We start from the raw sequence: 15,954 nt of genomic DNA on the forward strand, positions 1-15,954 counted from the left end.
CTTGCGAAAGTTGAGCGTGCACGCGCCGCGGCAACGGGTAGGAAAATGAAGCGTTGCCGCGCCGGGCTTCGCACATCCTTGACGGCCGTGCCGCAACCGTAGCGTCTTTGCCGTTGGAGTCTGCCATGCCCACACGCGAAGAACTCGACACGCGCCTGGATGCGCTGCAGGACGAACTGCCGCAGCTATCGGCCGATGAAGATGCGGATTTCGACTATCTCGATTTTCAAGCGCGTGCCCAGGCCCTATTGAGCAGTGCCGCGGCCGAGGACGCGGCCTATGTGCGGACGCGCGTCGACGGCATGCTGGCAGGCGCTGGCCTGATTCCAACCGATGCGGATGGGCGCAGTTGCGCTTGAATCCTGGTCTGCGCGGGCACTAAAACGCTTATATTGCAGGGCATGGCACGAAGGTATGCCTGCAGGCGCAGGTTCAATGCCGATAACGGCATGCCTTAGCCTGCAGCCGGGGTGCCCGCACTCACCACCTGATTGCGTCCGGCCTGCTTGGCGCGGTACAGCGCCTCGTCCGCGCGCCGCAGCAACTGCGCCATATTGCCTGCATGTTCGGGAAAGCTGGCCGCACCGAACGAGGCGCTGACCTTCGGCAACGAGACGCCATCGGCCATGACCTGCAGCGACTCGATGCCGGCACGCAGCTTCTCTGCCATCCTGCAGGCGGTCGCCAGATCGACTTCCGGCAGGATGATCGTCAGCTCCTCGCCGCCGTAGCGGCAGCAGATGTCTTCGCCGCGCGTCTGTGCCAGCAGGAAGTCGCCGATTGCCGCCAATACGCGGTCGCCGCCGCTGTGGCCGTGCAGATCGTTGAACTGCTTGAAGTGGTCCACGTCCAGCATCAGCACCGACAAAGGTTGTACCCGCCGCGTGCAGCGCGCCAGTTCGTGATTGAGCGCTTCTTCGAGATAGCGGCGGTTGTACAGACCGGTCAACGGATCGCGAATGGATTGCTGGCGCAGCGTTTCGCGCAGGCGCAGGTTGTGCAACGCCAGCGACAGTTGTTCGGCCGCGGCCTCGGCCACGGTCAGCGAGGCCAGATCGCGCGGGTCTTCGCTGCGCAGCGCCAGCATTCCCAATTGCGTGCCCTGTGCCGATAACGGGATGCAGGCGGTGCTGGCATGCGCCGGAAGATTGGCGCCGACATGTTGGCAGAGCATGCCCTGGCTGGCGTCTTCCACCACGTGCGTGCGATCGCGACGCAGGGCCCAGCAGGTATCCGGCGCGATGCTGGCGTTGTCGTCGTCGGCCATCGTGCCCCAGGCCACCACCTGCTCGGCACGATCGCGCGAGGCGCGCAACAGATAGACCGCGCCGGCTGCGCCGGGGATCAGCGGAGCGATCGTGCGTGCGGTGATTTCCAGTGCTTCCTCGGCATTGCGGCAGTTCTGCAGCAGGCCCGAGTAACGTGCCAGCGCCTCCAGCCCCGCCGACGTGCGTTCGAGTGTGGCGAACGATTCGATCAGGCGTTCGCTGGTCGTGCTGGCCGCGTCTTCGGCGAGCACGCGCCGTTCCAGTTCGCGCGACAGCAACCGGTAGGCCAGCAACATCACCAGCAAGCCGCTGAAGATCCCGACCACCGTCACCCACAGCACCCACTGCGCGCTGCGCGCATTGGTGTCGTTGCGCTTTACCAGTTGCTGGCGCTCCAGTTCCGTCATGGTCTGCACCTGGCGGCGCAGCGAAGACGAGGTTTGGAACACGCCACGTGCGATCGACGCGCGCGCGCCATCCAGGCCTTGCTTGCGATAGCTGTGCAACAGGTCGTTGATCTGTACCAGGCGCATGTCCACCAGGCGTCCAAGCGCTACGACGTTGCGCCGCTGCACCGGGTTGTCCTGCACCAGGGCATCCAGCCGCACGATGCGCTCGGGCAGCCGCCCGATCGCATCGGCGTACACCCCGAGAAACGCCTCGTTGTCGGTCAGGACATAGCCGCGCACCGACGACTCCGCCGACAGCATCCCGGCCTGGATCTCGTCGATGCTGGCAATCACTTCCTGCGTATGCGTCACCCAGCCGGCGTCGGACAGCGAACGCTGCGTAGTGAAATAACCGCCCACGCCGATCAGGACGAAGATCATCCCGCCGAGCAACAAGGCGCCGGCGGCGTGGCGTTTTGCTTTTTTGGTCAACACCGTGTTCCCCAACACCGATCGTCTGGTAGAGGCTGATGCAAGCCGCGTGCCTATGCTCCACTTCGCTTGCCAGTCAGCTGCGGGAAGGGGTTGAGGTCGCTCCGGCGCCGGCACGGCGGTATCCTTCGCGTTCGTCACCGAGCCGGGCAACAGATTGGTCATTTTTCTAGGTAGCTATCAATTGACCTGTCGCGCTGCCCAGGGCGATGGCCCTAGCCGCGGCTGGGTTGCCGACTGGCAGATCGCCCAGATTGGTGCCGCAAGCGCCGGCGACCTGGCAGGCAGTGCCCTCTCCGCCACATTTCCCGACCACCGCAGCGCCATGGCCGCCGCCCGCGTCGCCGGCATGGTGACGCTGGAAGCCATGCACGCCGAAGCGCAACGGCAGCTCGAATCCGCCTGAGGCGCATGTGCGTCTGGTCGCATCGACCAAGCCGGCGCTCCTCAGTGCCAGATGAGCTGGCATACCGTTTGCTTCCGTTCCGGGAGAACGCTGGGGAGCGTCTTCGACGGAAGCGACATGCAAGAGCCCAACAAAAGTGCCCTGGTCCTGCTGCAGCAGGAAGCCACCGAACTGCTCGCGCTCTTCGATCAACTGCGTGGCGATGCCGTGCCGGCGCATGACGCGGACAACGTCGTCGCAACTACACCCGCCGAACGCACCGAACAGACCGTAAACGTCACTAATTGACTCAGCAGGTAAGCCTGCAGTCGGCTGCGATGCACGGGCTGCCGGGCATCAACTGGCGAGGCATCCTGTCAGAGCCATCTCGCTGTCGATCGTGCGTCTCCAGGACAGGGTATCGCCCATGAAAAAGGCCGGGAGCCCTCTGCATCGAGGAGTCCCGGCCTTAGTCGGTCGTCTTAGGACCGTTGTTTGGTGGAGGTGGGCTCTACCAATTTTTTAATGTAAGTGGTTGATCGGTAAGAGAAAGAAATTTTTGACTGCCATCCGATACCCCTAACGATGCCCCCAACTTCCCTTGCCTTAAACGGCAAGAAGACGGGAAACAATCAGAGGCAGGCCATCGCATGTCTTCCAGATTGCTAGGGCTGCAAGTAAGGCAGGGGTCGTTACGTCCCAGAACCAAACTCGAAATGCCTGTGCAGCGCGCCTCTGGTTCCTTTGCTTAGCGAACGCTCTTAGGGTTTCGGACCATTTTTGCAGCAGCGGGCGGATCTCCGTAAGCAGCTCGTCCTGATACTTAGCAATAGCTGGGAGTTGGCCGGTAGCATCTTGAAAGTTTTTGAAAGAAATCGAGTTGTCCCGCAGACTGGGCTCGAGGGATATAAGGTGGTTTATTGTCCATTCGACGTTTTTAAGCTGTTCGGAGCAATTCCTATACATTTGCTCTGTATGGCGAACTAAAACCAGATAAGGAGAGATGCGGAGGCGCTTTGATTCCAAGCTCCAGGTCGCAGCATCTAGGTAGACGTCGAGAACATATGCAACGAGGAAATAAACAACCGCTAGGCACGCCAATCCGCGCGTCACATCTGCTGCAAGAATGCCAGACGCCGAAGCAATCCCAGCAAAGCTTGATATTTTAAGCTCAAGAGTTGCGATCAAGATCGCGATAAAGCTGGTGGTCACCAAATTGCTTTTTCCCTTCTTTGTCTCTTCTCGGAAAACGTCTTTGACGTCACGGGAGACAATTAGGTCGATCGAGTTTTTCTCAATTGCTCGCGAAATACTTGCGGCTATCTGTGTCATTTTACCTGCGCTTATATTGATCGCTTGCATTCCCGCAGATCGTGAGAATGAAAGCTAGGCGGCCGAACGGTCAGCAATCTTTGCGGTAATCCAATTTTGAATTTCTGCTTCTACCCAAGTTGACGTACTTCCGAGGTGGATCGGAGCTGGAAACTCTTTGCGGCGGATCATCGCATATATGGTGAACTTGGAGAGGCTGACTTGGTTCATCACATCTTTAAGCCTTAGCAGACGCTGCTGGGGATTCGTATTGCTCATTATTTGATGTTCTCCTTCCTTACCAGTGCGGCCCGGAGCTGCTCGGCCTGGCCCTGGCATGTGTTGATGGCTTCTGCGCAGATGGCGCGCAGAGCCTGGTTCTCGGCGGTGACCCGCTCGATGTGGTCGGCGGCCATGGCGAGCTGCTGCCGGAGCAGATCCTTGGCGGGCTGTTTCATCCGGCGGGGCTCGCGCGGGAAGAGCTGGGGCTTCATGCGTCCCTAGCCAGATTGCGGATGCCAGATGTAGGGAGTAACGTCCCGGTCGAGCCAAGGCGGCTTGGCATAAAGGACGTGCGATGGCGGAGGCTCCGAAGCAGTTCGTTATCTACAAGGACGCAAAGGGTGAATGGCGCTGGACCCTTTACGCAGTCAATTCGAAGAAAATCGCAGACTCTGCAGAAGGCTATCAACGTAAAGCGGACTGCGTTCATGGAGCACGGTTGGTTGCTGCCGTGGCTACGAATGCCGCGATCTGGAACGGCACAGATAAGATTTGGGAGCCCTGATCTCATACAAGATCCCTCAGCAGTGACAGGGCGAGCGCCTTTGCCGTGCGGTTAGGTACCGCGTTGCCGATCTGCTTGGTTATCTCGGTGGCATTGCCCGCGAAGTCGTAGACCTCGCCCTCGTCATCGAAGGAAGTTGCGCGCGCCAGCTCTCGCCAGTGCAGCATCCGGTAGTTGATGTCGATTCGAATCTCGTCGGCCACCGCTGCAGCTGGCTCTGCTACTCCGAAGCGGTTCGCGGTGGTGACCGTCGGAACGGGTTCATCAACGCTGTGCACCCGCGGCGACTGTCCGTCTCGCTCGCCATAGTTCGGCACCAAAAATGTCGCCGCCAGGCCCAGCTTCCCGCGGTTGGCACCGGTGATAGTTGGCAGCGGTTCGTCCATGCCATGGGTCCGCGTGTCGCCGTGGTGAGTCACTGGCAGGGCGAGTGCCAGCGATTCGGATGTCGTGATCGTCGGCAAAGGATCGGCCGCGCTGCGCATGTCGCGCGAGCGGCCGATGCCCACGTTGCCCTGCATCACTATCGGCTGTGCGATGGCCACCTCGTTGGAACCGGTCAGAGCTGGCACCGGTGCGTCGGGATTGAGGATGCGGCTGGCTGGATCGCGGCCGTCGCTGTCCCCGTGGCCGGCACGCATCAGCACAGGCTCAGCCAGGCCGAAACGTGCTTTCGTGGTCACGCTAGGCACTGGCTCGCTGACCGCAGCAGCGGTCAGGCCTGAGCCTCCACCGTAGTAGGGCGCCACGAGCGGCACTGCCATTGCCTGATCGCCGCCCTTCGCGGTGGTAACTGTGCGCAGCGGTTCCTCGGTGCTGCGCGGCGGCGCCTTGTTGCTGCTGTTCGACACCGGGACGATCAGCGGGTCAGCGAGGAAGCCGCCACCGGCGGTGCAGATTGTGGGCAGAGGCTCATCAATAGGACGTGAGGTGCGTCCGCCATCGCTGTTGGTGCGCATCACGATGAGCGGCTCCACCAGTTGGGGACGTGCACAGCCAGGACGCCCGCCGCCTGCGCCGCCCGTGGTGATGGTTGGCAGTGGCTGATCGAGATCTCGCGCGCCGCCACCGCTGGCCGTGGCCAGCACGTTCCCCATGCCTTCCGGCGCAACCAGGCCGCGTTCGATCGCCTCCGCGCGCCTCTTTGGCGTGCTTTATCGCCTACTTGGCCTGGCGCGCCCAGAAGACGCATAACAGGGTTTCTGTCACTCCAATTCCTGAAGTGAAGTTTGAAGACCTCAAGGATCAAATCACGGTCGCGCTAGAAAACGTTGGAGTAGGGCCAATGAGGATGCTTTCCTTAAGGGTCTTGCAGGACGGTGTGGAAAGGTTCGATGCACTCCATAAAGCAACCAGCCTGAAATCGTGCGAGTGGTTCGTCGACAACATTGATAGGCGCCATGTGGGTCAGATGAGGCAAATTGTATTGCTCAGGTTTGCGCGAGATCCCATGCAGGCAGGAGCAGATATCGGCGTGCTACGTCTAGAGTTGTCACGACTGGAGATCGCGTTGGTCTATACGGATGTATACGGCACTCGGTTCGATGCCTACCGCAGATCTTTGGAATGGTTTGGCCGCCACGGTTGACAGTGACGTAAGCAAATGGTTTGATTCTGCGACTGTCAAAAGTTCCCCCTAAAACCCGGCCTAGCGCCGGGTTTTCGCGTTTCTGGGGCCCCAACACCGACCGCTGCCAGCGTGCCAGGTCCTCGTCGAGAAGCGAGGCGCTGCGCGCCGGGATCGCGCACGGGCCGGCGACATGACGCCGCCCACCAATCCGCCGGCGGCGGTCGGTACCTATCGGAGAGCACTGCCGCGAACTGCCCAGCTGGGCGGGACCAGCGCGGCGCAGCGGACCTGCTGAAGGGACAGGACCACCGCGGCGGTGCTCGCCGTTCTTCAATGCCCGCATCCCAGACCGGATCAACCCTCGTGCCTAGCCGGCAGCGGGGCGGGCACCCCAATAGCCGCGGTGGCAGAACACCGCGGCTTTCCACTTACCTCTTATAAGGGGCGTTGAGAATTTCGATTAGTTCTTCTGCGCTCAATCCGTTGTGTGGATTATTTGAGCGGGCTGAATTGATTGGTTTGTATACCTCAAGCATTCTCGTATACCTCTCGGTCGTCGGGGAGTGCGTGTTCATGTAGCGCTCTTTGAAGGTCTCAAATCGTTTTAGATGTTCAATCAGCATGCGGGCAACGCTGGAGTACTCCGCCTCCTCATTGCCGTCAAAGCCGTGAAATTCGGGCTTCTTTCCGCTATTGAATTTGGCTTCGGCAGCTACTTTAGATTGCTCTGCCTCGCTCAATAGCCCATACGAGTCTTCGATGGTTGTCCACATGCCGAGTACCGATACAACGTACTTAACATGTGGCGGGTTCTCCGCATCGGGAAATAAATAATTGTGTTCCCAGCGAATCGCCCAGTCTTCTTGATTCCACAGCGCTGCTGAAACTAGCTTTGAATTTACATCGCCATCCGTAACGGTCTGCTTATGGATGTCAGCAACCATTGCGGCAATCAGGCGGAGGTAGTCGGTGTCATTCATTCCTTTCCCCTATAGATAGCCGCCTTCTGGCGGCAGCCCGATTCTAGCGGCTCCTGATTGCGCTGCCTGCTGTATTAGGCCTGGAGCTCTGCAGAAAACATTGGAGAAAATCATGGCGGTCATCACGTCCCAACAAGCCGGTGGCCGCAACGTCGTGGCTTTCCTGGACATGCTGGCGCATTCCGAGGGCACATCGACCAGCCCAGCGACGAAGAACGCCGGGTATGACGTCATCGTCACCGGCGCGGATCGCAAGCCCGAGATCTTCACCGACTACTCGCGGCATCCGTTCGCCGGCGGCCGCAAGTCGAAGGCGATCAACACGAAGGGGCTGACTAGCAACGCGTCTGGCCGCTACCAGTTCATGCTCAAGGATTACGCGCACTACCGCGACCTGCTGAAGCTGCCGGACTTCGGCCCGTTCTCGCAGGACCGGTGGGCGCTGCAGCTGATCAAGGAGCGGCGCGCGATCGCCGACATCCAGGCCGGTCGCTTCGTGGAAGCGGTGGCGAAGGTGCGCAACCTGTGGGCCAGCCTACCGGGTGCCGGCTACGGCCAGCCCGAGTACGCCATCGAGAAGCTCATCGCCGCGTACAAGAAGGCCGGCGGCAAGGTCGGGAGCGCATGACGATGCCGGACCTGGACGACGAAGCCCTGCTAACCGCAGAGCGCGAATCGCTCAACGAGGCGGTGCTGCTGCTGCAGGAATGCTGGGGCCGGACAACCCGCCCACGTCGCGACAGCCGGCACGTGCTGCGCCTGGGCTACGGCCGGGCGATCGAAACCCGTGAGCAGAGTGAGCGCGCCGCCACCCTGGAGCTGACCGAGGACGTCATGGAAGCCCAGGAGACATTGCGCGGTCGATTCTTCGAGCTGCTGGCGGTGCACCCGGAAATGCGCGGCTCGCTGCCGTACATCATCGCCATCGCCGACATCATCGGCGCCACCGTGGTGCGCGGCAGCGCCGAACTGTGGGCAGCGGCACGCAAGGGCGACTGGCTTGAGTTCGGCTCGGTGATCCAGGAGTTCCGCTGGGAGATGTTCAGCGATGCCACCGAGCGCGATAAGCGCGCAGTGTCGCGCCTGGTCATGCGCCTGGTCATGGGAGCATCGGCGGTCACGCCATGACCTTCATCAGCCGAAACATGGGCACAGCACGACTCGGCATCGCCTTGATCGTGTTCCTGCTCTATGGCTTGGCCATCGCGGTGCTCGTCAACTCGGAGATCCCGGCGGGCAATAAGGACGTGCTGATGCTGCTCCTGGGCAACCTGGGCCCGCTGATGGGTGCCATCGGTGGCTACTACTACCGGGCGCAGCGAGAGGCGGGCTCCTGACATGGCCGACAACTGGGACCGCGGCCTGCCGCCGCCACGCGATCCACCCGGCTGGCTGATCACCGCGCTGTGCGGCCTGCTGCTGGCCGGGCTGGCCTGGATCTGGATCGCCTATACCAACGCAAGGATCTGACCATGCGCATCATCAAGCAGGGGCGTCACCCGTCGCTCGGGGACACCCACGAGAGCGCCTGCAACACTTGCGGCACCGTGTTCGAGTGGAACACCAACGAGGCCATTCGCCAGCCCGACCAGCGCGAGGGCGATTACTACAAGATCGCCTGCCCGCTGTGCGGTGCGGCGGTGACCAAGGCGGTATCGGAGAGAGCGCCGTGAACCGCACGGCGATCGCCATCATCGCCGCGCTTGTGTGGTCGGCCGCCATGTTCGGTGCCGGCTGGGCCTGGCGGGGTGATCGTGCCGAGGGCGCCACCAGCGAGCAGAAGGCAGGGGCCGCCCTCGGCGCCCTAGCCGGGGAGCGGGCCGCCCGATCCACTGAACACCAACAAGCCGAGGCACTGGCCGACATTGGAGCCAAGCATGAAGAAGACCGGCAGGCGGCCCAGGCCGTCCCTGATGCTGTTGTGGCTGGCCTGCGCAGTGGTGCTCTCAAGCTGCGGGACGGGTGGGCCAGCTGTGAGACCCAGCGCCTCACCGAGGCTTCCGCCGGCGCCGCCGAACGTGATGCGGCCGCCGAGCGCCGAGACGAGTTTGCGGGCGCTGTTGTTCGAGTCGGCCGTGACGCCGACGACCAGCTCCGCGCCTGCCAAACCGTGATCAGCGCAGACCGCAGTCAGTGATGCGTGCGACGGCGTTCTTCACGCAGAAATTCGATGGTTCCCTTTTTGGCATCCACAGCATCGCGGCATGCGGAAAAACTAGCTTCGGCGGCGCGTGCAGCCTCTGATGACGAGTAGTAATCAGCGGCGGATAGGTCCTGGAAACAGTTCAGGCTTTGCTTGGCCACCTTCGTCTGAAGCCATACGAGCCCGTGGTAACTGGTCGGAATGCCGAGCAGCGTTCCGATCACCCACATTGCAACGCGAAATTTCATTGGTAATTCCATGGGCGGATAATCGGCTGGCCTGGCAATTTCTTTAATGCTCGTTCCGCGGGCCGTCTAGAGGCCGAACCCATGCCCAAGAAGAAACCCAAGCCCAAGGCGCGTGCAGCGCCCGGGCTGACCCAGAAGCAGCAGCGGTTCGTGGTCGAGTACCTGAAGAACCAGATCGCAACCCAGGCGGCCATCCGCGCCGGGTACAGCGAGAAGACCGCCAGGAGTGTCGGGTCGGAGAACCTGACCAAACCCGACATCGCCGCCGCCATCCAGAAGGCGCAGGCCAAGGTCGCCCAGCAGGCAGCCGTGACCGTGCATTCCCTGGCTGCAGAGCTGGAGGAAGCCCGTGGCATTGCCCAGGGAGAGAAGCAGGCGTCCGCGATGGTCGCCGCCACCATGGGCAAGGCAAAGCTGTACGGCCTCGCCGTCGAGCGCCACCGCCATTCCGGTGCCATCGGCACCTACGACCTGAGCAATGTGTCCGACGATGACCTCGATTGCCTTGAATCGATCCTCGGTCCGCTTGCCGTCGCTGGCGGAGATCCGAGCGGAGAGGGCGAGGCGGGAGGCTGAGCGCGAGCGCCTGCGCGCGAGCGCCTGCGCATTGCTGAGGATGTCGAAGGCATCCGAGCGCGGTCGCAGTCGCTGGAGGGATTCATTCGCGAGCACTGGCACGTCCTTGAACCGACCCGGCCGCTCAAGATCGGCTGGGCACTGCGGGCGATGTGCCTGCACCTGGAAGCGGTCACAGAGGGTCGCATCTAGTTCCTGCTGATTACCGTGCCGCCCGGCATGATGAAGTCGCTGGTGCTGGTGTTCTGGACTGCCTGGGAGTGGGGGCCATGCGGCCGCGCCGACCTGCAGACGCTGGCCACCTCCTACAGCCAGCCAAACGTCCTGCGCGACAACCTGAAGCTGCGGCGCCTCATCGAGAGCGACCAGTACCAGGCGGCGTGGCCGCTGAAGCTGCGCGGCGACCAGAACGCCAAGGGCAAGTTCGAGAACACCGGCAACGGCTTCAGTGAGGCCCGACCCTTCAGCTCGATGACGGGCGGACGCGGCGATCGGGTCAAGGTCGACGATCCGCACTCAGCCGAAACAGCCGAGAGCGACGCCGAGCGCAAGACCGCCGTCCGCATCTTCCGCGAGGGCATCACCGACCGCCTCAACGACATCACGTCGTCGGCCATGGTCATCATCATGCAGCGCCTGCACCAGCAGGACATTGCAGCGGTGGCGATGGAGCTGGATCTGGGCTTCGTCCACCTCAACCTCCCGATGGAGTTCGAGGAGGAGCGGACGGACAAGGACGGCAAGAAGACCGGCGGGCCGTGCCGCACCTACGTCGACGGCAAGCTGTTCTTCGAGGATCCGCGCACCCACGTGGGCGAACTGCTCTTTCCGGAGCGCTTTCCCCGCGCCGAGATCGAATGGCTGAAGCGCGCCAAAGGCACCTACGCGTATGCCGGCCAGTACCAGCAGCGGCCAACACCGCGCGACGGTGGCTCGTTCAAGCGGGATTGGTTCGAGGTCGTCGAAGCGGCGCCGGCCATCTCGACCGCGCGCAAGGTTCGGCGCTGGGACTTCGGCGCCACCGATCCGAAGGAGAAGACCAGCAGCGATCCCGACTACACGGTCGGCCTGCTGCTGGGCGAGGTCGGCGGCATCTACTACGTGCTCGACGTGGTGCGCGACCAGGTGTCGCCCGCCGGCGTGGAACGGATGCTGACGAACACCGCGCGGCAGGATGGCAGGACGATCAAGGTACGCATCCCGCAGGATCCTGGTGCCGCCGGCAAGTCCAACGCCGCGCACCAGATCAAGCTGCTCGCCGGCTGGGACGTCAAGGCTGCGATCGAGTCCGGATCGAAGGAGGTCCGCGCAACACCGGTGGAGGCGCAGGCCGAGGCCGGGAACATCAAGCTGGTGAATGGCCCCTGGGTGGCCGCCTTCCTCGACGAGATCGCCGAGTTCCCCAACGCCAAGCACGACGACCAGGTCGACGCACTCTCTGGCGCATTCGCTGAGCTGGTCACAGGCAGCACCTACAACCTTGGAAACGCACTCTGATGGGCAAGCTCGCACAATTCAAAGACGGGCTGGTCAATCTCGTGGCCAACCTGGGCACCTCGCGCGACAAGGCGGTGCACAGCCACTACGCGCTCGCGCCGCTGAGCGACATTGATGCCAGCAACGCCTACTGCGGCACGTGGCTCGCTCGCAAGATTATCGACATCCCCGCGCTCGACGGCTGCCGCAACTGGCGCACATGGAACGCCGATCAGACTCAGATCAGCGCCCTCAAGGCGGAGGAGAAGCGCCTTGGCCTGCAGGTGAAGCTGCTGGAGGCGCACACCAAGGCGCGGCTGTTCGGTGGCGCAGCGATCTACATCGGTACCGGCGAGTCGGATGTCAGCAAGCCCCTGGACCCGACGCGGGTGAGGAAAGAGGGCATCAAGCACCTCAACGTGCTGACCAAGCGCATCCTGAGCGCAGGTGAGCTGGATCGCGACGCTGAGTCGCCCAGCTTCGGCCGACCGGCGTTCTACACGCTCACCTCAGCCCGAGCTGGCCAGGTCGAGATTCATCCCTCGCGGCTGGTCATCCTGCACGGTGCCCATCGGCCAGATCCGGACATCGATAACGGTGACGGCTGGGGCGACTCGGTACTGATGGCGGTGAGCGACTCGGTAAAGCGTGCAGACAGCACGAGCGCCAACATCGACAGCCTGGTGTTCGAGGCGAAGGTCGATGTGCTGAACATCCCGAATCTCATGTCGCAGCTGGCAGATCCTGCGTATGAGGCGCAGCTGCTTCAGCGCCTGCAGCTCGCGGCGATGGCCAAGGGCATCAACGGCATGCTGGTGCTGGATGGGGAGGAGAAGTACACGCAGAAGTCGGCCTCCTTCAGCGGATTGGTCGACGTGATGCTTGCCTTCCTGCAGCAGGTGTCGGGCGCGGCGGATATCCCGTCGACGCGTCTGCTGGGGCAGTCGCCCGGCGGTCTGAACAGCACCGGCGACAACGACATCCGGAACTACTACGACCGCATCAAGGCAGGCCAGGAGCTGATCTACACGCCGGCCATGTCGGTGCTGGATGAGTGCCTGATCTACTCGGCGCTCGGCAGCCGACCGAAGGACGTGTTCTACAGCTGGCGCAGCCTGTGGCAGACCAGCGACACCGAGCGCGCCACCAACGGCAAGACTACGGCCGACACGATCAAGACGATCGCGGATACGAAGCTGATCCCGGACGACGTGATGAGCAAGGTAGCGGTGAACATGCTCACTGAGGCGGGCGTTGCGCCTGGCCTGGAGTCGGAAATGGAACACTACGGAACGCCGAAGGGGGACGAACGCGACGATGAAGAGGACGCCGCGGCCGGCATTGCGGCAGGCGTAGCCAAGTCGTAGGATCGGGCATTACATCAAGCAAGGAAGCTGCAATGCCATTTCATCTCTACTGCGCTTACGTCGAAGACGGCTACGAGGTCGGCCACTACTTCATCGCTGATAGTGATACGCCCCAGGCGCGATTGCAGTTGCTGGCCGAGATCATGGTTTCCCACGAGGACACCCCCACCGAGTTCAGCGATCAGGGGCCCGTGACGCAGGATATGCTCAATCTGGTCCACGCGCGGATCCAGACGGGTCCATTCCACCTCACGCCAACTGGCCAGATCGAGAGCAATTTTTCTGGCCTCTGGGAACCTGTTAGCGACGATGAGTTCAGCAGCTTCTACCGGAACGCCCATTCGTAGGGGAGATGCCCTAGCGAGTGGATAGCTTCCAACAGTCAATTCAGAGCCCCGCCACGCGGGGCTTTTTCATTGGGAGCAGGAAAAATGTTTTTAACCGATCGAGTCTCGGTGTCGGCGCCACGCCGCACCGCGGACGGCTACCTCGTGGCTGAGGCATCCGTCGCGCGCACGGGCATCCAAGACTACCTGGGCAGCGAGCTCGGGCGGCCTGACCTGGAGGTGGTGCGGTTGTATCGACCGCCTGAGGAGGTGTTCTCCGACGAGACGCTGCGCAGCTATGCGCATCGGCCCATGACGAACTACCACCCGCCGGAACAGGTCAACGCTGACAACTGGAAGAAGTACGCGGTCGGCCAGACCGGCGACGAAGTTGCCCATGACCAGACGCGCGTGCGCGTGCCCTTGGTCTTGATGGATCAACAGGCCATCACCGACTACGAGGCCGGCAAGCGCGAGCTGTCGCAGGGCTATTCGGCCGAGATCGACTGGACAGCTGGAACCACGCCGGAAGGCGAGCACTACGACGCGGTGCAGCGAGACATCCGCAACAACCACCTGGCCCTGGTCCGCCGTGGCCGGGCCGGCTCTCAGTTTCGCATCGGGAATGGGCGCGCCCCCGGTGGAAAGGATCGCGCCGACAACCCAACGAGGAACAACACCATGAGCAACACAAACACCCGGACCGTCATGGTCGATGGGCTGCCGGTCGAATGCACCGACGCCAGCGCCATCGCCATCGACAAGCTGCAGCGCCAGCTCTCCGACTCCAACGCAGTTGCCGCGCGCCAGGCGACCGAGCACACCGCAGCCCTGGCGCTGAAGGATGCCGAGATCGCCAAGCCCGATGCCGCCATCGACGACCTGAAGGGCAAGGTGTTGGACGCCGCTGCCCTGGATGCACGCGTGCAGGCGCGTGGCGACCTGCTGGCCACGGCCAAGGCAATCCGCGACACCGACTGCCGCGGCAAGAGCGATGCGGACGTTCGCAAGGCTGCCGTCGTCGGCAAGCTTGGCGACGCCGCCATCGCCGGCAAGGGCGACGCCTACATCGAGGCGCGCTTCGACATCCTCGCCGATGGCGTGAAGCCGTTCGATCCGGTCACGCGCGCACTGAGCGATGGCGCCGCACACCGCACCGTCGTGCAGGACAACGGCTACGCCGCGTCCGTCGCCGGCCTCGATTACCGCACCAAGAACCAGGGGGCCTAAGCCATGGCACTGCAAACCAACTACCCGGACATCCAGCCTGCAGCCGTGCGCGGCATGCAGGCCACGATGATCCCGTCCACCATCATCTCTCGCACTGTCGAGGACGTCGCCGGCCTCGCGTTCGGCCTGGCCGTGGCACAGGGCGCGACGGACAAGGGCATCGTCACGTTCGGCGGCGCCAACCTGAAGTTCGTCGGCATCACGCTGCTGGATCGCTCGGCCACGGGCCTGGACCTGTTCCCGCAGCGTGCATCGGCGCGCGTCATCACCAAGGGCGACATCTGGGTGACCGCTTCGGTCGCCGTCGCCGCCGGCGATCCGGTGTACCTCACCGCAGCCGGCGCGTTCACCAACGTCGCCACCAACAACACCGCCATCACCGGCGCCCGCTGGGACACCAGCACCACCGCGGCAGCCCAGCTGGCCGTTGTCCGTCTCGGCTAAGGAGCCTATCCGCATGCGTGCACATCCACTCTTCGACGCCCAGGTAGTCATGGGCTTCGTGGTCTCGCAGACCACCATCATCGAGCCCGGCGTTTACCGCACCGTCTACCCGGATATCCAGTACCGCGACCTGATCCCGGTCGATACGTCCGGCAGCGAGTTCGCCACGTCGGTCACCTACTACTCGCAGGACCAGTACGGCAAGGCTGACTGGATCAACGGCAACGCCGACGATATCCCGAAGGCCGGCACCAACCGCTCGCAGTTCCAGACCGGAGTGCACACCGCAGGTATCGGCTACGGCTACGGCTGGGAAGAGGTCGGCCGCGCGCAGCTGCTCGGCATTAACCTGCCCAACGAGGACGCTGCCGTCACGCGCCGTGCCTCGGAGGTGATGGTGGACCGCGTGGCGCTACAGGGCGACGCAAGCAAGGGTTTCACCGGCCTGTTCAACGCTGCCGGCGTAACGCCGGTTGCAGCGCCCACCGGCGCATGGGGCACCTTGCAGGCCGCCGGTACCGCCACGCCCGACCAGATCGTCGCCGACATGAACTCGGCAATCCTCAACGTGTTCAACGGCACCAACACCACCGCGATCGCCGATCGCCTGCTGCTGCCGTGGTCGAAGTTCATGCTCATCTCCACCAAGAAGATGAGCGACAACAGCGACATGACCATCCTGCAGTACTTCCTGGCCAACAACGTCTACACCGCTACCACCGGGCAACAGCTGACGGTGCGCGGTCTACGTGACCTGGACACGGCAGGTGCCGGCGGCGTCGCACGCATGATCGCGTACCGCTACGACGCCAATGTGCTGAAGCTGCACATGCCGATGCCGCACCGGTTCCTGCCGGTGTACCAGAGCGGCCCGCTGCGCTGGGACGTGCCGGGCGTGATGCGCCTGGGCGGCCTGGACGTGCGCCTCCCGAAGCAGGTCGTCTACGTCGACGGCATCTGAT

At 63.0% G+C, this 15,954-nt stretch carries 25 protein-coding genes; 18 read left to right on the top strand and 7 right to left on the bottom strand.

Annotated features, from left to right (window positions below):
* The first annotated feature begins 53 nt into the window (after positions 1 to 53).
* Positions 54 to 359: a hypothetical protein gene (locus KHN93_RS07695; RefSeq protein ID WP_024938939.1), complete on the top strand. Its 306-nt coding sequence runs from the start codon at positions 54 to 56 to the stop codon at positions 357 to 359.
* A gap of 95 nt (positions 360 to 454) precedes the next feature.
* Here the strand turns inward: KHN93_RS07695 and KHN93_RS07700 are convergent, their stop codons facing one another.
* Positions 455 to 2,152, bottom strand: a complete 1,698-nt coding sequence (locus KHN93_RS07700; protein WP_065048932.1) for a sensor domain-containing diguanylate cyclase — start codon at positions 2,150 to 2,152, stop codon at positions 455 to 457.
* A 154-nt stretch (positions 2,153 to 2,306) separates the two neighbouring features.
* Between KHN93_RS07700 and KHN93_RS07705 the strand changes: the two genes are divergently transcribed.
* Positions 2,307 to 2,555: a hypothetical protein gene (locus KHN93_RS07705; protein WP_024939309.1), complete on the top strand. Its 249-nt coding sequence runs from the start codon at positions 2,307 to 2,309 to the stop codon at positions 2,553 to 2,555.
* Between the two features lie 117 nt (positions 2,556 to 2,672).
* Positions 2,673 to 2,843: a hypothetical protein gene (locus KHN93_RS07710; RefSeq protein WP_181141775.1), complete on the top strand. Its 171-nt coding sequence runs from the start codon at positions 2,673 to 2,675 to the stop codon at positions 2,841 to 2,843.
* 297 nt (positions 2,844 to 3,140) lie between these two features.
* Here the strand turns inward: KHN93_RS07710 and KHN93_RS07715 are convergent, their stop codons facing one another.
* The 3 genes from KHN93_RS07715 to KHN93_RS07725 are packed head-to-tail and all read right to left on the bottom strand — an operon-like array spanning position 3,141 to position 4,339.
* Positions 3,141 to 3,896, bottom strand: a complete 756-nt coding sequence (locus KHN93_RS07715; protein WP_146092484.1) for a hypothetical protein — start codon at positions 3,894 to 3,896, stop codon at positions 3,141 to 3,143.
* Between the two features lie 24 nt (positions 3,897 to 3,920).
* On the bottom strand, positions 3,921 to 4,124 hold the full coding sequence (locus tag KHN93_RS07720; RefSeq protein WP_104559095.1) for a helix-turn-helix transcriptional regulator: 204 nt from the start codon (positions 4,122 to 4,124) through the stop codon (positions 3,921 to 3,923).
* Complete coding sequence (locus KHN93_RS07725) at positions 4,124 to 4,339, bottom strand: hypothetical protein (protein WP_104559096.1); 216 nt, start codon at positions 4,337 to 4,339, stop codon at positions 4,124 to 4,126. Before KHN93_RS07725 ends, KHN93_RS07720 begins: the two co-directional genes overlap by 1 nt.
* Before the next feature lie 83 nt (positions 4,340 to 4,422).
* Here KHN93_RS07725 and KHN93_RS07730 point away from each other — a divergent pair, with 83 nt between their 5' ends.
* Positions 4,423 to 4,632 carry a YegP family protein gene (locus tag KHN93_RS07730; protein ID WP_104559097.1) on the top strand — a complete coding sequence of 70 codons (210 nt, stop codon included), beginning with the start codon at positions 4,423 to 4,425 and terminating at the stop codon, positions 4,630 to 4,632.
* Between the two features lie 2 nt (positions 4,633 to 4,634).
* Here the strand turns inward: KHN93_RS07730 and KHN93_RS07735 are convergent, their stop codons facing one another.
* Positions 4,635 to 5,729 (bottom strand): DNA cytosine methyltransferase, encoded by a 1,095-nt coding sequence (locus KHN93_RS07735; protein WP_146092485.1) that lies wholly within the window; start codon positions 5,727 to 5,729, stop codon positions 4,635 to 4,637.
* Between the two features lie 125 nt (positions 5,730 to 5,854).
* On the opposite strand from KHN93_RS07735, the gene KHN93_RS07740 reads away from it, so the two are divergent.
* Entirely contained in the window at positions 5,855 to 6,220 is a 366-nt protein-coding gene (locus tag KHN93_RS07740) for a hypothetical protein (protein ID WP_104559098.1), read from the top strand.
* Between the two features lie 410 nt (positions 6,221 to 6,630).
* Here the strand turns inward: KHN93_RS07740 and KHN93_RS07745 are convergent, their stop codons facing one another.
* Entirely contained in the window at positions 6,631 to 7,182 is a 552-nt protein-coding gene (locus KHN93_RS07745) for a YfbU family protein (RefSeq protein ID WP_104559099.1), read from the bottom strand.
* 112 nt (positions 7,183 to 7,294) lie between these two features.
* On the opposite strand from KHN93_RS07745, the gene KHN93_RS07750 reads away from it, so the two are divergent.
* From KHN93_RS07750 to KHN93_RS07770, 6 genes are read left to right on the top strand one after another with little or no spacing between them, the layout of a single operon-like run.
* Positions 7,295 to 7,810, top strand: coding sequence for a glycoside hydrolase family 24 protein (locus tag KHN93_RS07750; RefSeq protein ID WP_104559697.1), 516 nt, complete (start codon positions 7,295 to 7,297; stop codon positions 7,808 to 7,810).
* Complete coding sequence (locus KHN93_RS07755; protein ID WP_146092486.1) at positions 7,807 to 8,310, top strand: hypothetical protein; 504 nt, start codon at positions 7,807 to 7,809, stop codon at positions 8,308 to 8,310. The genes KHN93_RS07750 and KHN93_RS07755 overlap by 4 nt, the downstream gene beginning before the upstream one ends.
* Entirely contained in the window at positions 8,307 to 8,519 is a 213-nt protein-coding gene (locus KHN93_RS07760; protein ID WP_104559101.1) for a hypothetical protein, read from the top strand. The genes KHN93_RS07755 and KHN93_RS07760 overlap by 4 nt, the downstream gene beginning before the upstream one ends.
* A 1-nt stretch (position 8,520) precedes the next feature.
* A complete protein-coding gene (locus tag KHN93_RS21660) occupies positions 8,521 to 8,652 on the top strand; it encodes a hypothetical protein (RefSeq protein WP_258079120.1) in 132 nt (43 codons plus the stop codon).
* 2 nt (positions 8,653 to 8,654) lie between these two features.
* The gene (locus tag KHN93_RS07765) at positions 8,655 to 8,855 is read left to right on the top strand and encodes a hypothetical protein (protein WP_104559102.1); all 201 of its coding nucleotides are present in this window, start codon (positions 8,655 to 8,657) and stop codon (positions 8,853 to 8,855) included.
* Positions 8,852 to 9,319, top strand: a complete 468-nt coding sequence (locus tag KHN93_RS07770; protein WP_104559103.1) for a hypothetical protein — start codon at positions 8,852 to 8,854, stop codon at positions 9,317 to 9,319. Before KHN93_RS07765 ends, KHN93_RS07770 begins: the two co-directional genes overlap by 4 nt.
* On the opposite strand, the gene KHN93_RS07775 is transcribed toward KHN93_RS07770, so the two are convergent.
* Positions 9,313 to 9,573, bottom strand: coding sequence for a hypothetical protein (locus KHN93_RS07775; RefSeq protein WP_181141776.1), 261 nt, complete (start codon positions 9,571 to 9,573; stop codon positions 9,313 to 9,315). The genes KHN93_RS07770 and KHN93_RS07775 overlap by 7 nt on opposite strands.
* Positions 9,574 to 9,654: 81 nt before the next feature.
* Here KHN93_RS07775 and KHN93_RS07780 point away from each other — a divergent pair, with 81 nt between their 5' ends.
* The 7 genes from KHN93_RS07780 (at position 9,655) to KHN93_RS07810 (ending at position 15,953) form a co-directional block, all read left to right on the top strand.
* Positions 9,655 to 10,149 (top strand): terminase small subunit, encoded by a 495-nt coding sequence (locus tag KHN93_RS07780; RefSeq protein WP_104559104.1) that lies wholly within the window; start codon positions 9,655 to 9,657, stop codon positions 10,147 to 10,149.
* 219 nt (positions 10,150 to 10,368) lie between these two features.
* Complete coding sequence (gene terL, locus KHN93_RS07785) at positions 10,369 to 11,646, top strand: phage terminase large subunit (RefSeq protein ID WP_212579361.1); 1,278 nt, start codon at positions 10,369 to 10,371, stop codon at positions 11,644 to 11,646.
* The gene (locus KHN93_RS07790) at positions 11,646 to 12,992 is read left to right on the top strand and encodes a DUF1073 domain-containing protein (protein ID WP_244812218.1); all 1,347 of its coding nucleotides are present in this window, start codon (positions 11,646 to 11,648) and stop codon (positions 12,990 to 12,992) included. The genes terL and KHN93_RS07790 overlap by 1 nt, the downstream gene beginning before the upstream one ends.
* A 32-nt stretch (positions 12,993 to 13,024) precedes the next feature.
* Complete coding sequence (locus KHN93_RS07795; RefSeq protein ID WP_104559106.1) at positions 13,025 to 13,339, top strand: hypothetical protein; 315 nt, start codon at positions 13,025 to 13,027, stop codon at positions 13,337 to 13,339.
* A gap of 84 nt (positions 13,340 to 13,423) precedes the next feature.
* The gene (locus KHN93_RS07800) at positions 13,424 to 14,548 is read left to right on the top strand and encodes a DUF2213 domain-containing protein (protein WP_104559107.1); all 1,125 of its coding nucleotides are present in this window, start codon (positions 13,424 to 13,426) and stop codon (positions 14,546 to 14,548) included.
* Between the two features lie 3 nt (positions 14,549 to 14,551).
* Positions 14,552 to 14,992: a structural cement protein Gp24 gene (locus KHN93_RS07805; protein WP_065031490.1), complete on the top strand. Its 441-nt coding sequence runs from the start codon at positions 14,552 to 14,554 to the stop codon at positions 14,990 to 14,992.
* Between the two features lie 13 nt (positions 14,993 to 15,005).
* On the top strand, positions 15,006 to 15,953 hold the full coding sequence (locus tag KHN93_RS07810; RefSeq protein WP_244812219.1) for a DUF2184 domain-containing protein: 948 nt from the start codon (positions 15,006 to 15,008) through the stop codon (positions 15,951 to 15,953).
* Position 15,954 lies beyond the last annotated feature (1 nt).

Origin of the sequence: Xanthomonas arboricola pv. juglandis (assembly GCF_905367715.1) — a bacterium.
Taxonomy (GTDB): Bacteria; Pseudomonadota; Gammaproteobacteria; order Xanthomonadales; family Xanthomonadaceae; genus Xanthomonas; species Xanthomonas arboricola.

Excerpts from the sequence above, each read along its gene's own strand:
- KHN93_RS07800 (WP_104559107.1), top strand. The coding sequence starts at position 13,424 with ATGTTTTTAACCGATCGAGTCTCGGTGTCGGCGCCACGCCGCACCGCG.
- KHN93_RS07780 (WP_104559104.1), top strand. The coding sequence starts at position 9,655 with ATGCCCAAGAAGAAACCCAAGCCCAAGGCGCGTGCAGCGCCCGGGCTG.
- KHN93_RS21660 (WP_258079120.1), top strand. The coding sequence starts at position 8,521 with ATGGCCGACAACTGGGACCGCGGCCTGCCGCCGCCACGCGATCCACCC.
- KHN93_RS07810 (WP_244812219.1), top strand. The coding sequence starts at position 15,006 with ATGCGTGCACATCCACTCTTCGACGCCCAGGTAGTCATGGGCTTCGTG.
- KHN93_RS07795 (WP_104559106.1), top strand. The coding sequence starts at position 13,025 with ATGCCATTTCATCTCTACTGCGCTTACGTCGAAGACGGCTACGAGGTC.
- KHN93_RS07765 (WP_104559102.1), top strand. The coding sequence starts at position 8,655 with ATGCGCATCATCAAGCAGGGGCGTCACCCGTCGCTCGGGGACACCCAC.
- KHN93_RS07760 (WP_104559101.1), top strand. The coding sequence starts at position 8,307 with ATGACCTTCATCAGCCGAAACATGGGCACAGCACGACTCGGCATCGCC.
- KHN93_RS07730 (WP_104559097.1), top strand. The coding sequence starts at position 4,423 with ATGGCGGAGGCTCCGAAGCAGTTCGTTATCTACAAGGACGCAAAGGGT.
- KHN93_RS07745 (WP_104559099.1), bottom strand. The coding sequence starts at position 7,182 with ATGAATGACACCGACTACCTCCGCCTGATTGCCGCAATGGTTGCTGAC.
- KHN93_RS07720 (WP_104559095.1), bottom strand. The coding sequence starts at position 4,124 with ATGAGCAATACGAATCCCCAGCAGCGTCTGCTAAGGCTTAAAGATGTG.
- KHN93_RS07725 (WP_104559096.1), bottom strand. The coding sequence starts at position 4,339 with ATGAAGCCCCAGCTCTTCCCGCGCGAGCCCCGCCGGATGAAACAGCCC.
- KHN93_RS07710 (WP_181141775.1), top strand. The coding sequence starts at position 2,673 with ATGCAAGAGCCCAACAAAAGTGCCCTGGTCCTGCTGCAGCAGGAAGCC.
- KHN93_RS07735 (WP_146092485.1), bottom strand. The coding sequence starts at position 5,729 with ATGGGGAACGTGCTGGCCACGGCCAGCGGTGGCGGCGCGCGAGATCTC.
- KHN93_RS07750 (WP_104559697.1), top strand. The coding sequence starts at position 7,295 with ATGGCGGTCATCACGTCCCAACAAGCCGGTGGCCGCAACGTCGTGGCT.
- KHN93_RS07775 (WP_181141776.1), bottom strand. The coding sequence starts at position 9,573 with ATGAAATTTCGCGTTGCAATGTGGGTGATCGGAACGCTGCTCGGCATT.
- KHN93_RS07805 (WP_065031490.1), top strand. The coding sequence starts at position 14,552 with ATGGCACTGCAAACCAACTACCCGGACATCCAGCCTGCAGCCGTGCGC.
- KHN93_RS07755 (WP_146092486.1), top strand. The coding sequence starts at position 7,807 with ATGACGATGCCGGACCTGGACGACGAAGCCCTGCTAACCGCAGAGCGC.
- terL (WP_212579361.1), top strand. The coding sequence starts at position 10,369 with ATGATGAAGTCGCTGGTGCTGGTGTTCTGGACTGCCTGGGAGTGGGGG.
- KHN93_RS07715 (WP_146092484.1), bottom strand. The coding sequence starts at position 3,896 with ATGCAAGCGATCAATATAAGCGCAGGTAAAATGACACAGATAGCCGCA.
- KHN93_RS07790 (WP_244812218.1), top strand. The coding sequence starts at position 11,646 with ATGGGCAAGCTCGCACAATTCAAAGACGGGCTGGTCAATCTCGTGGCC.